A 12,921-nucleotide genomic window follows, 5' to 3' on the forward strand; every position below is an offset into this window, starting at 1 on the left:
CTTCTTTGGTGGTCACGTAACCGCTGATAAGATTGAAGGTTTACCCGGTTTATTTACAACGATGACCATCTTTTTGGTGGTGACAGCAGTGATCTTTTTGCTATTGTCAAAACCCATTAATAATATGCTCAAGCAGAGCGAGCAAGCGGATCAAGCCAGCTAAATAGTAAGTGGTTGATTGGATGAGTCGACCAAGTCAATAATCTACAATAAGACGTGTTATCATTCTTGGTAGCACGTTTTATTGTTTTATTTGCTGAAATATTTGCCTAACACTATTGAAAGCTTGCTGTACGCCCAAACATCTAAAGATGTTATTTTTTCTTCTTATGTTCAATCAACGTTGTCTCATGGCTATATCAAAAGGCTCTGTTAAACGACGTTGTCAAACAGTTCTTTGCTTCGTCTTGAGTGCTTCTCCATTTATGTTAATGACCATATCAATTTTCAAATAAGACGGCTATTGATAGTCGCCGAATACTATTATTTTTAAAACTGATTTTTAAAACACTCATAAGGAATCACCTAATGAATAAACAAGCCATTCATGATCGTATTGAGAGCTTACGTCAGACCCTAGCGGCACAAGACCTTACCGCAATTATTGTCCCTTCTGCTGACCCACATCTGTCTGAGTATCTACCAGAATATTGGCAGGCTAGGTTTTGGCTATCAGGATTTTCCGGTTCGGTCGGTCAGTTAGTCGTTACCGCTGATTTTGCAGGTCTGTGGACGGACAGCCGCTATTGGGTACATGCAGTAGAACAATTAGAAGGGACTGGTATTAGTTTGGAGAAGCTATCACCGGGTCAGCCAAACCATATTGACTGGCTGGCTGCGCATTTGGTGGAAGGTGATAGCGTGGCGGTCGATGGCAATGTATTGTCTATCACTGAACAAGATCGATTGCTTGATGCCTTTGACGCTAATAATATTACTCTCATTACTGAACGTGATGTGTTGACGGACATATGGAGCAATCGCCCAGCATTGCCAGAAGCCAAGCTATACCAACATGATGCGCAGTTTATTGCCCAGTCTGCTAGTGAAAAGCTTGCCGCTGTGCGCGCTGGTATGATGGAGGCAGGGGCGACGCATCATTTACTTTCGAGCTTAGATGATATTGCTTGGTTGACCAATCTACGCGGCGCTGATGTCGATTACAATCCGGTATTTTTGGCGCATATGCTTATCGATGCTGATAAAGCGACATTGTTTATTGATAATGATAAAGTCAGTAGCGAGATAACGCAATATCTAAAAGATAGTGGTATCACACTTGCTGATTACGAGGCAATACAAGACGCATTAGGTACTCTGGTAGCTGATGATTTATTATTGCTAGACCCAAGCAAAGTTGCTGTTGGCATCTTATCCAACATGGGCGACGGCGTGGGCTTTATTGAGAAAATGGCACCAAGTACTTTACTAAAATCAGTGAAGTCTGATTCTGATATTGACCATGTACGTGAAGCGATGCGTCAAGATGGCGCAGCATTATGTGAGTTTTTTGCCACCTTTGAGCAGCGTCTAAAAGTAGGCGAGCGTTTAAGTGAGCTGGATGTTGATAGTATGTTGATTGAAGTACGTAGCCAGCAGCCACATTATGTGTCGCCAAGCTTTCCGACTATCGCAGGCTTTAATGAAAACGGTGCGCTGCCACATTACCGCGCAACGCCTGAGAAATTTAGCTACCTTAATGTCAATGAAGGCGAAGGCGGCTTATTACTGATTGACTCAGGTGCTCAATACCAGAATGGCACCACAGACATCACCCGTGTGGTCGGTATTGGTCAAGTAAACGCGGAACATAAACGCGACTTTACCACAGTGCTTAAAGCGCATATTGCCTTAGCAAAAGCGCATTTCCCTGATGGTATCGCCTCACCATTAATCGATGCGATCTGCCGTGCGCCATTATGGCAAGCTCAGATGGATTATGGTCACGGTACCGGTCATGGCGTTGGCTACTTCCTAAATGTTCATGAAGGTCCACAAGTCATCGCTTATAGTGCCAGTACGCCAAAAGAGCGCGCGATGAAAGAAGGTATGATATCTAGTAATGAGCCAGGTCTATACCGCGAAGGTAAGTGGGGTATCCGTATCGAAAACTTGATGGTTAATAAACGTATTGCTCAGCCGGTAGAAACGGAATTTGGTGATTTTCTTAATTTTGAAACCGTCACTTATTGCCCAATTGATACGCGTTTGATTGAGTCGTCATTGTTAAGTCAAATAGAGATCGATTGGCTGAATGACTATCATCGTCAAGTCTATGCTGAGCTAAAAGACCGTGTCGATGGCGCAGCGCTTGAATGGCTGACCGAGCGTACGCAAGCGATATAAAACTGCTCACTTTTGAGCAAGCATAAAAAAGCCCCGTTAATCATTGACGGGGCTTTTGCTATTTTGACAGGTCTCTTTAATCTTTTTGCGTATCATCTTTAGTGAGCGGTTTATTTTGCTCACTTAAATGTTGAGTCATCTCAGCACGTAGCCAAGATTTTAGGTTTTCAGACATTAGCATCATCTGGTCGCTCAGATAATCGTCAATCTGCATCTCAAGTTCACGAATCAGCTCTTTGTGAGTAACGCTTAGTTTGGCATCCTTCACAGCTAAGCTAATCGCAGTAATGGCCTTATTATTGATGGCGTTGATACTGCTATCGTTTTTAATGGTGCTGTCATTTTTAATGCTATCGTCATCAATCGTATTGGCATACTTGCTGATAGTCTTACTGCTAATAGTATGTTTTTGAGTATCAGATTCATCCTTGATAATGGCTTGCACACCAGCGTCAGCGTTTATCTTATCAGTAGTAGCAGTCTCGGGTTTTATAGCCGCCTCTAAATGGTTTTTGGTGGCAGTTAATGGTATCTCTTGTTCTTCTTCTTTTTGAGCATTCTTATCTACTTCGCGTTTTTTTGCCACTTCTTGTAGCCTATTTTCTTCTTTAAGGGCGGCTTCTTTTAACTTAGCCGCTTCTGCCGCTTTTATTTTTTGTTCTTCTTCTAAACGCTGTTGTTCAGCAATAACCTGTTCTGCAGCTTGTTTATCAGCGATAGCCTTGGCGATAGCTTGCTCAGCTTCATGATTCTCATAGAGGTCATCAAGGTGGGCGTCTAAGTCATGGGTGCTAAAAACAAAAGTTTCAAAAGGCGTTTCGGCTTTAAGCAAGGTGGTGATATCGGTGAGTTCTTGGATGATTGAGGCACGGATAGGCTCTGGCGCACACGTCCAGCGCTGATAAAACTGATGAGAAAATGAGTAGCTTGACATGGTATCGTCCATAAATGTTGCAAAGATTACCCCTTATCATACGCAAGGATGATAAGGGGCTGCAAGTAGACAAACGTAGTAAATCTGACACCAAGGTTACAAGGTTTCAATCATAAGCTTGACGTCTTAATGATTGACAGGCCAGCGGGCAAATATCAATGAGCCATTGGTGCCGCCAAAGCCAAAGCTATTGGACACCGCATACTGCAAATTATCTACTTGACGCGCTTGATTGGCAACATAATCCAGATTACAGTTGTCCTCAACATTGTCCAAATTAATCGTTGGCGGTACTTGCTGATGTTGCAGAGCAAGCACCGTAAAGATGGCTTCAACCCCGCCCGCAGCGCCAAGTAAGTGACCGGTCATCGATTTGGTTGAGCTGACCAAGATAGTATCTTTCACAGGCGCAAATACGGTTTCAATGGCGATAGACTCAGCGATATCACCAGCAGGCGTGCTAGTACCATGGGCATTGACATAGCCTACGACTGACGGCTCAATACCGGCATCATTTAAAGCATTACGCATCGCTCGTGCTGCACCGCTACCATCTTCTGGCGGCGCAGTAATGTGACTGGCATCGTCACTCATCCCAAAGCCAACCAATTCAGCGAGGATCGTCGCACCGCGCGCTTTTGCGTGAGCAAGGCTTTCTAGTATCATGACACCGGCGCCATCACCAAGCACAAAACCATCGCGGTCTTTATCAAACGGGCGTGACGCGCGAGTTGGCTCATCATTGCGGGTTGATAGAGCATGCATGGCACCAAAACCTGAGATACCAAGCGGGCTTGAGCCTTTTTCACTACCACCTGCCAGTATCACATCGGCGTCGCCATAAGCAATCAAACGCGCTGCTAGACCAATTGCATGAGTCGCTGTGGTACAGGCAGTGGAAGTTGCAAGGTTTGGACCTTTTAAATTATGTTTAATCGCTACCAGCCCCGCTGCCATATTAACGATAGAGCCTGGAATAATAAAGGGAGAGACTTTACTGGCACCTTTTTCACGTAAAGTATCACGGCTGTTTTCGATGTGTTGAATACCACCGATACCTGAGCCTATAATCACCCCAAAGCGCTCTTGATCAACACCTTGTACCGGAGCATCAGCGGCGCTCACTTCGTCAATAAAACCTGCTTGATGTAGCGCCATCGAGGAGGCCGCAACCGCATAATGCATAAACTCATCATAGCGGCGCGCGTCTTTGGCATTCATGTATTGCTTTGGATCGAAGTCTTTGACCACGCCAGCAATTTTTGCCCGATAGCCAGAAGCATCAAAATGATTAATAGAGGTGATGCCACTTTTACCTTTAAGAAGTTCTGCCCATGAACTTTCGACATCTAGTCCCAATGGCGTGACCGCGCCCATACCTGTCACGACAACGCGCAGCTCATCAGTGCGCTCGAAATGTGGCGGCTTATGACGTTTTTTTGTCTGAGCGGTGGTAGGAGTATTGGCAATAGGGCTATTAATAGTACTATCCGTAGCTTGGTCGATAAGTGAGTCGTTGGGTAAACTGCTGTGCTGGCTCATGCGCTATATCCTATACTGACAGATCCTAAGAGGAGAGTATTTCTAAAGCCATTATAAAACACATAGGTGTACGCATGTAAACTAAAATTTGACCGATCAGGCAAAACACACTTGACCTAATACTACGCCTTTACTTGCGCCTGTCACAGCGGGCAAGTTACCGGTTTTACCCATGAGTGTCTGCCTTGCTAACCAAGCAAAGGCAACGGCTTCCACCCAAGTTGGCTCAAGCCCTAAACTTGCAGTGGTTTCTACTTTGCAGCGTGGTAGATGTACTTGTAAGCGAGTCATTAAATAATCATTCAATGCACCGCCGCCGCAGACATAAACGGCATTATTGCTACTAGCATTGATAAATAGATTGATTTGCGCACTGGCACTGATGGCAGTTAGCTCAGTGAGCGTCGCTTGTACATCGGCTGACGAATAACGAACATCAGCAGAAGCCTGATCGAATTTTTGTAGCTCATCTTGCAGCCATGCTAGGTTAAAGTCTTCACGCCCCGTACTTTTAGGATAGATTTTATTAAAAAAAGAATGTTCCAAAAGCTGATTGAGTAGCGGCTCAACCACTTGTCCTGATTGCGCCCACGCACCGCCAGCATCATAATCCTTGTCAGTATGCAATACCGTCCACGCATCTAATAGCAAATTGGCAGGACCCGTATCATAACCAACGACACTGTTTATATGCTGATTGTCTACACTTTCTAAATTGCTATGAGCACCTGCTGGTAAAACGGCTATATTAGCAATACCGCCCAAGTTTAATAAAACCCGCGTGCTATCAGGCGCAGTAAATAAGTCTTGATGAAAGGCAGGAACCAAAGGCGCACCTTGACCACCAACAGACATATCACGGCGGCGAAAATCACTGACGACGCTAATGCCAGTACGCTCAGCGATGATATTGGCATCAACTAGTTGTAAGCTAAAACCCATTTGTGGACGATGGCGCACCGTTTGCCCATGACAGCCAATCGCTAGCACTGATTCACTATCAGTATTTGATTGCTGCAATAAGGTACTGACCACCTCGCTGGCAAATTCAGCGTATGCTTTACTTGCCCAACCGAACCAGTCTAATTCACTATTGGGTTCACCCTCTGTTGGTATTAATTCTTGGACGCCATTAGGCTGACATAATGCCAATAGTACTTCACGCAGTCGGGGCGGAAAATCTTGGCTAACAGTCGCTAACAAGTGCATTGGTTGTTGTTTGCCATCTTCATTAATACTCGCACCACTAGTATTGGCACTATCAGTGCTAAATTGACAAAGCACCGCATCCATTCCATCTAAGCTGGTGCCCGACATCATCCCAATATATAAACCATCATCGAAATTTTCAAACACCGTTTGCTCGAGTGCATCGGTTAAGGTGGCATAATTTAAGTCGTCCATATTATTTAAACTGTTATCTAAATTTAAACTTGTGTCAGTATTATTCTGACTATCAGCAATCGATGCGGGGTTGGTCATGGCAATTTACCTTAAAAAACGCTAGTATATCTGCCAAATTCTAACATTTTTTGATGGCGACGAGATTCTAAATAGCCCAAACGTTTTAACCTTTAATAAAGACAATAAAGAGAGCATCATGACTGAGAAAACTTATACCCTAGAAGAGCAACTTGCCCTTATCCAGCGCGGCACGCAAGAAATCCTATCTGAAGAGGATTTGGTTAAGAAGCTGAAACTCAATCGCCCGCTGCGTATCAAAGCAGGTTTTGATCCTACTGCGCCTGATCTACATTTAGGTCATACGGTACTGATTAATAAGCTGAAGCATTTTCAAGATTTGGGTCATGAGATTTATTTTCTAATCGGCGATTATACCGCCAAGATTGGTGATCCTTCTGGTAAGAACAGCACACGTCCACCATTGACTGATGAGCAAATCAAAATTAATGCTCTGACCTATGCGGAACAAGTCTTTAAGATTTTGGATAAAGAAAAAACCCGTATTGTATTTAACTCTGAATGGTTTAAAGATATGTCAGCGGGCGACATGATTCAGCTTTCTAGCCAATTGACTGTCTCGCGTATGCTTGAGCGCGATGATTTCTCAAAACGCTATGCGGCGCAAACGCCAATTGCTATCCATGAGTTTTTATACCCATTGGTGCAAGGCTATGATTCTGTCGCATTAAAAGCCGATGTCGAGCTTGGTGGTACTGACCAAACCTTTAATATTTTGATGGGACGCACCTTGCAAGGTCGTTACGGTCAAGAGCCACAAGTTTGTATCACGGTACCGATTTTGGAAGGTTTAGACGGCGTTAATAAAATGTCTAAATCGCTGAATAACTATGTTGGTATTTATGATGCACCGGGCACTATGTACCAAAAACTATTGTCTATGCCAGACACCTTAATCCGACGCTACTTTGAATTTTTAAGCTTTAAGCCAATGGAAGAAGTGGAAGGCTTGATGAGCGAGATGGAAAATGGTCGCAATCCACAAGAAATCAAACGTATCCTTGCTGAAGAACTAATCGAGCGTTTCCATGATGCTGACGCTGCTGCCAATGCACACAAATCAGCGGGTAACGTACTTGCCGATGGTGAGTTGCCAGTCGATTTACCAGAAGTGACCTTAGATTTAGAAGGTGCTGAAGCGTTATTTATTACTCAAGTACTGAACCAAGCTGGACTGGCTAAAAACAGCTCAACGGCTAAAGACATGATCAAACGTGGCGCGGTAAAAGTAGATGGGGAAGTGGTCGATGCAGGCTTTAGTTTAACTGCTGGTCAGACAGTCGTTATCCAAGCAGGCAAAAAGGCTTATGCTCAAGTAACGGTAGCTTAAATCAGCTAGAGTCAATCAAGCAGAAGATAACTAAAGATAAGGTCGGCATTTATGGTCGACCTTATTTATTTGTATCAGTCATGACTTATGAACGACTATTATTTTTTAAAAAGTAGAGTGTTTTATGAACCAAACCATCCCTCAAGGTATCTACCGCCATTATAAAGGTAGCCTTTACCAAGTCTTGCATACCGCGCGGCACTCCGAAACGGAAGAAATGCTAGTCGTTTACCGTTGTCTATATGGTGAGTATGGCGTATGGGTACGACCGTTATCTATGTTTTCTGAAACGGTTGAAGTTGAGGGTAAGCAAGTGCCACGATTTGAGCTGACCAAAGCATTAGCTGATTGATGATTCAAAATGCTTAAAATTTATTGCTCAAATAAAAAGCGACTTTTGGAGTCGCTTTTTTATTTATATTTAAAATTAATCAGCCAAAAACTGCTTCAATACTTTATAAAACCCAATCGGCTCATCCATTGGTACCGCATGACCTGAGCGCGGCAACACAACTTCGCGAGCATTGGGTAGCATTTGGGTGACTTGTTGCTGCCACTTAGCATCGTAAAGTTTGGAGCGACCACCAATGAGGTTGACCACTGGAATAGTGACACGCTCTATCGCGCCGCGAAAGTCATAGGGTAATGTCAAATAGGCTTGTAAGCATCGCATTTTATGATGCCAAATACTGTGGTCGTAAAGCGCAAGTTTGGGATCGTTTTTATAAGTCATCACTTGTATAAACGCTTTCGAGCGCGTGCGATTGACGGATAAGAGAGAAAACAGTCGTTCAACATCTGTTGCTCGACGTTTAAGAGAAAAAGGTAGGTGGGTAAAGCTTTTTATTTCAGCGTAAGGTAAAGTTCTCTCAATTACCTCATGAAAGATGTTGAACACTTCTTGCTGCCGCACACCAAACAATCCACCTTGCCAATCAGGCTGATTATGAATAGCAGGACTTTGATCGATATTCAAATAGCGGCTTACTTTTGCGCTGCCATAACGCTCAAAGTATGCCCACATCACTTGAGCACCCATCGAAATAGCGGCAACTGGCAACGATTCTATATTACGCGCCAAGCAAACTTGCTCAATGACGACGCTGATATCATCGGCATACTGGCGCACAAAATCAAACTGGGTTAGGTCGATATCTTTTGCGGCGCCAAATCCTCGTAAGTGCGGCAAGTAAAAGGCATATTTGCCAACCAAGGGTAAAATAAATGGCAAAAACTCACGCGCATCCATGCCATAAGCATGCAGTAATACTATAGGTTTGCCGTTGCCTATGACAGACACTGGTAGCAAGGTGCCGTCAGTCAAAACGATGCTTATCGTTTTCAATTGGTACTTAGCAGGCAAGTTAATTAAGTTTTTCTTCATAAGGCGATGTACCTTGTTTTCATTAAGCGGTTTTACAAAGTCGATTTAGCCAAAATGTATCGTAGCAAAAGTCTTTATCTCATTTCTAAAAGACTGCTATATTAAAGTAGGTAATTGAACATAGCATAAAATTTGCTTAGCGGTAAAAGCAGCGTAGCAGTAAGACTAGCTACTATGATGCGCTGTAACCATTAGATTTACTGGCAAGTCGATAAAATATAAGGATATCAGTCTATGGGCAAGCTGACGTTAACATTGCTTGATAGCAGCCTATATCCACAACTTTGGCAGCAGCAAATATCTACCAATCCGCAGGCGCTATTGATGGCAATGCTGACAGCAGATATTACGCCAGATGCCGACGCTTTTAATAAGCAATTATCAGCAAATGATACTTATCAAGACTGGATTAATACCAGCGTATTTGGACGTTATTTACATCGTAATTTTACGGCGTTCTCTCAGCAAACCGAAGACAGTTTCAATAGTGATATGCCAGCATTATTTCGTCAGGAATTAATGCGACACGCGCAGTATTTACCGTTAGAGCAAGTCTTATTGTTTGCAGGAGATTTGCCGAAAAGCGTGCGCCAGACAAAAATTTTGACCACAACCGTTAATCCAGCCACTGCCGTGATTAATGCGCAAAAGATGAATGAGGAAGTTGTGATGAATAACGTAATCATCATTATCAATCAGATAGTGGTGAAGGGTAAGCAAGTATTAGGATTTCCGATACGGCACAATAAACGTACGAGTGAGCGCTTGCGCAATGAGGTATTGATTTTAGACTTTCAAGATTTGCGCTTGGTCAATGAAGAGGATATCAGTACCAAAAAAAGAAGCAATATAGATGAGACTATATTGCTTCGGTCTTATGAGATACGTTAATGAGCAAAACGATCAGATAAAGGTTTAGGAATCTTGCCTAGCAATCGTCAGACCGTTATAAGTTTGTGCAACCGGCATCACTTCCAAGCGATTGACATTAATATGAGCAGGTGACTCAATCAGCCATAATAAGATATCACCAATATCATCGCCGGTCATGGTTTTAAAGCCGTCATAAACCTGAGCGGCTTTATCATCATCACCATGATAGCGCACGTTTGAAAATTCAGTGCCCGCAACATTACCTGGTTCAAGATTGGTCACGCGCACTTGCGTACCTATTAAGTCAGCTCGTAGGTTTAAGCTAAACTGTTTTACAAAGGCTTTGGTCGCACCATAAACGTTACCGCCAAAGTAAGGCCAACTGCCAGCAATCGAACCAACATTAATGATATAGCCGCTATTTCGTGCGACCATCGCTGGCAAGACCGCGTGAGTCAGCGCCATCAAACCTTTAATATTGGTGTCGGTCATACGCATCCAATCATCAAGACTAGCACTGTGCGCAGGCTCTGTACCGAGTGCAAGCCCAGCATTATTCACCAAGACATCGATTTGCTTAAAATGATTAGGCAAATTAGCAATAATTTGTGGAATAGAAGTGGTATCACTGACATCCATGACCACAGGTAAAAATGCCTCGCCCAAAGTGTCTGCCAAAGCATTAAGCTTATCGAGGCGTCTGGCACAACCAATCACGCGATGACCGTTGGCAACCAAACGCTCGGCTAGCGCTTTACCGAAACCAGCGCTTGCTCCTGTAATCAATACGTTCATCTTATATCCTTATCATTGATGTTTTGTACATATGTCATGGTGTTTATAAAGACGGTTTGTCTTGGTTTAATTGCTTTGGCTTATTTATTAAATAATTGCTTACCAAAGATTTTATCACCAGCATCGCCCAGACCTGGAATAATATAACCGTGCTCATCTAAATGACTGTCTAGAGCGGCGGTATAAATAGTCACATCAGGATGCGCTTCATTGACTACGCGTACACCTTCAGGTGCGGCAACCAGCACTAGTGCTTTAATATTCGTACAGCCGTTTTTCTTTAGCATCTCAATGGTTGCTACCATAGAGCCGCCTGTCGCTAACATTGGGTCAATGATCAGAGCAGGGCGTTTGTCCATGTGGCTGACGAATTTTTCAAAAAACGGCACAGGTTGTAAGGTTTCTTCATCACGTTGTAGACCTACGACCGAGATTTTTGCCGTAGGAATCAAATCGAGCACGCCGTCCAACATACCAATACCGGCACGTAAAATCGGTACAATCGTTGCCGTCTTACCGATAATTTGCTCACCGATGATTTCACCACACCAGCCTTGCATTGGAAAGGTTTCGATTTCAAAATCACGGCTCGCTTCATACGCCATTAAGCGTGCAAGCTCTTTGGTTAAGGTGCGAAACTTATAAGTACTACAGTCTTTTTCGCGCATGAGGCTGAGTTTATGACGGACTAACGGGTGATCGATGACAGTGATTTTTAAGTCGCTCATAAGTACTCTCTTGGTTTTTGGTCTGACGCTTGCGCAGTTACTGCGGTTGCTATTGGTATAAAAGATACAAACACTTACCGCACTTCAACCCTATATTTAGCCTATAAATAGTAAGCTTAATGTTTTAGTCATAAAGCGAGTCACATGAATTGACTGCTTTTATTCGAGCCAACTCTTATTTAAGCCGACTATATTTGACTATATGGCGCTATGACAAATGAAGTAGTGTTTAAGCTTGCTATGATACCAAAAAAACCGCTTTTCTGATGAAGAATCTTATGACCAAAACCTCACCGAATAATCCCACTCAACGAGCAAAAGCTGCTAACGACTTTGTGTGCACACAGAAATCAGAGCACGATAGCAACAATATAGAAACCCATCCGTTCGGTCCTGTTTTACCGCCTGATGCTACTGTGATGATGATGGGGACCTTTCCACCGACCGCTGATAAATGGGCAATGCGTTTTCATTATCCGAATTTCTATAATGATATGTGGCGTATCTATGGCAGTGTTTTTTTTGACGATATTGATTATTTTAGAATAGGCGATGAAAAACGATTCGATCCTGAGCGTATTCGCGACTTTATGTTCGAGCGAGGTATTGCTTCTTGTCCGACCGTCAAGCAAGCCATTCGTGAAACGGGCAATGCCTCAGACAAAAATTTAACCGTCGTCACGCCAGTTGACCTAGATAATATTTTGCCACAAGTGCTAAAGGTTAAAACGTTATTTACCACGGGAGGTAAGGCAACCGAAGTATTACTCAACTTATTAGCTGAGCCACCAGCTAAGTCCAAGTATCCTAAAACCAATCAAAGTATGGATTACCCTTATGAATGGCAGGATGGAGATAATAAAAAAGCTGATGTTAATAATCTAACCTTATATAGACTGCCTTCAACTTCACGTGCATACCCTTTAGCCTTAGATAAAAAAGTCGCTGCCTATAAAGATTTCTTTAAAAAGATAGGGAAGCTATAAAATGGTTGTATATAAGCTGTATAGAAAGGGAGCTATATAGAATAAAGGCGCGATATGGATTGATAGAGTGCTTGCCACAGTAAGATAAAAATATTTCTAACCCTAACTGGTTGATAAGTATATAGTATTAATTATAAGGTCATATAATCCTCGAAATAGCAGATAAACCCCCTTGACCCTCTCCCTAAAGCGCGTATACTGCCATCCAGTCGGAGAGGAAGGCGGATTGAGAGTGGATTACCACTTAGACAATCTAACCAAGCAAATAAATTACTTTTAGTTTAAATCAAAATAAAATAATTTATCTCTTGACTAAATAATTTAAGCGTCTATAATACGCACCTCATTAAGACGAACCGGAAGCAGTTAGGGTGTGATTACACATTAACTATCCAGTTAGCTTAACGAAACAAATTAAGAAAAGAAGTTGACAGACTATTAAAACATGATATGATGGTCAGCTCGCTAAATAGGATAAACCAAATTGGTTTGGATAATTTAGTAAGAATACTCTTACTGGA

At 42.9% G+C, this 12,921-nt stretch carries 11 protein-coding genes; 5 read left to right on the plus strand and 6 right to left on the minus strand.

Annotated features, from left to right (window positions below):
• The first annotated feature begins 528 nt into the window (after positions 1–528).
• Positions 529–2,346 (plus strand): aminopeptidase P family protein, encoded by a 1,818-nt coding sequence (locus tag VLN09_RS03740; protein WP_325243852.1) that lies wholly within the window; start codon positions 529–531, stop codon positions 2,344–2,346.
• Positions 2,347–2,422: 76 nt separating this feature from the next.
• On the opposite strand, the gene VLN09_RS03745 is transcribed toward VLN09_RS03740, so the two are convergent.
• From VLN09_RS03745 to VLN09_RS03755, 3 genes are all read right to left on the minus strand, one after another.
• Complete coding sequence (locus tag VLN09_RS03745; RefSeq protein ID WP_325243853.1) at positions 2,423–3,280, minus strand: hypothetical protein; 858 nt, start codon at positions 3,278–3,280, stop codon at positions 2,423–2,425.
• Between the two features lie 126 nt (positions 3,281–3,406).
• Complete coding sequence (fabF, locus tag VLN09_RS03750; protein ID WP_325243854.1) at positions 3,407–4,822, minus strand: beta-ketoacyl-ACP synthase II; 1,416 nt, start codon at positions 4,820–4,822, stop codon at positions 3,407–3,409.
• A 96-nt stretch (positions 4,823–4,918) separates the two neighbouring features.
• Positions 4,919–6,304 (minus strand): anhydro-N-acetylmuramic acid kinase, encoded by a 1,386-nt coding sequence (locus tag VLN09_RS03755; RefSeq protein WP_325243855.1) that lies wholly within the window; start codon positions 6,302–6,304, stop codon positions 4,919–4,921.
• A 118-nt stretch (positions 6,305–6,422) separates the two neighbouring features.
• Here VLN09_RS03755 and tyrS point away from each other — a divergent pair, with 118 nt between their 5' ends.
• The gene (tyrS, locus tag VLN09_RS03760; protein ID WP_325243856.1) at positions 6,423–7,634 is read left to right on the plus strand and encodes a tyrosine--tRNA ligase; all 1,212 of its coding nucleotides are present in this window, start codon (positions 6,423–6,425) and stop codon (positions 7,632–7,634) included.
• A 124-nt stretch (positions 7,635–7,758) separates the two neighbouring features.
• Positions 7,759–7,986 (plus strand): DUF1653 domain-containing protein, encoded by a 228-nt coding sequence (locus VLN09_RS03765; RefSeq protein WP_325243857.1) that lies wholly within the window; start codon positions 7,759–7,761, stop codon positions 7,984–7,986.
• 75 nt (positions 7,987–8,061) lie between these two features.
• Here the strand turns inward: VLN09_RS03765 and VLN09_RS03770 are convergent, their stop codons facing one another.
• A complete protein-coding gene (locus VLN09_RS03770) occupies positions 8,062–9,018 on the minus strand; it encodes an alpha/beta hydrolase (RefSeq protein WP_325243858.1) in 957 nt (318 codons plus the stop codon).
• Positions 9,019–9,252: 234 nt separating this feature from the next.
• On the opposite strand from VLN09_RS03770, the gene VLN09_RS03775 reads away from it, so the two are divergent.
• Complete coding sequence (locus tag VLN09_RS03775) at positions 9,253–9,909, plus strand: hypothetical protein (protein WP_325243859.1); 657 nt, start codon at positions 9,253–9,255, stop codon at positions 9,907–9,909.
• A gap of 24 nt (positions 9,910–9,933) precedes the next feature.
• Here VLN09_RS03775 and VLN09_RS03780 read toward each other — a convergent pair whose 3' ends face one another.
• Both VLN09_RS03780 and upp read right to left on the minus strand, forming a co-directional pair.
• Positions 9,934–10,686 (minus strand): SDR family NAD(P)-dependent oxidoreductase, encoded by a 753-nt coding sequence (locus VLN09_RS03780; protein ID WP_325243860.1) that lies wholly within the window; start codon positions 10,684–10,686, stop codon positions 9,934–9,936.
• Between the two features lie 80 nt (positions 10,687–10,766).
• Positions 10,767–11,414 (minus strand): uracil phosphoribosyltransferase, encoded by a 648-nt coding sequence (gene upp / locus VLN09_RS03785; RefSeq protein WP_325243861.1) that lies wholly within the window; start codon positions 11,412–11,414, stop codon positions 10,767–10,769.
• A 278-nt stretch (positions 11,415–11,692) separates the two neighbouring features.
• On the opposite strand from upp, the gene VLN09_RS03790 reads away from it, so the two are divergent.
• The gene (locus VLN09_RS03790) at positions 11,693–12,400 is read left to right on the plus strand and encodes a DNA glycosylase (protein WP_325243862.1); all 708 of its coding nucleotides are present in this window, start codon (positions 11,693–11,695) and stop codon (positions 12,398–12,400) included.
• The last annotated feature ends 521 nt before the right edge of the window (positions 12,401–12,921 follow it).

This window comes from Psychrobacter sp., from assembly GCF_035469765.1.
In the GTDB taxonomy this organism is placed as follows: domain Bacteria; phylum Pseudomonadota; class Gammaproteobacteria; order Pseudomonadales; family Moraxellaceae; genus Psychrobacter.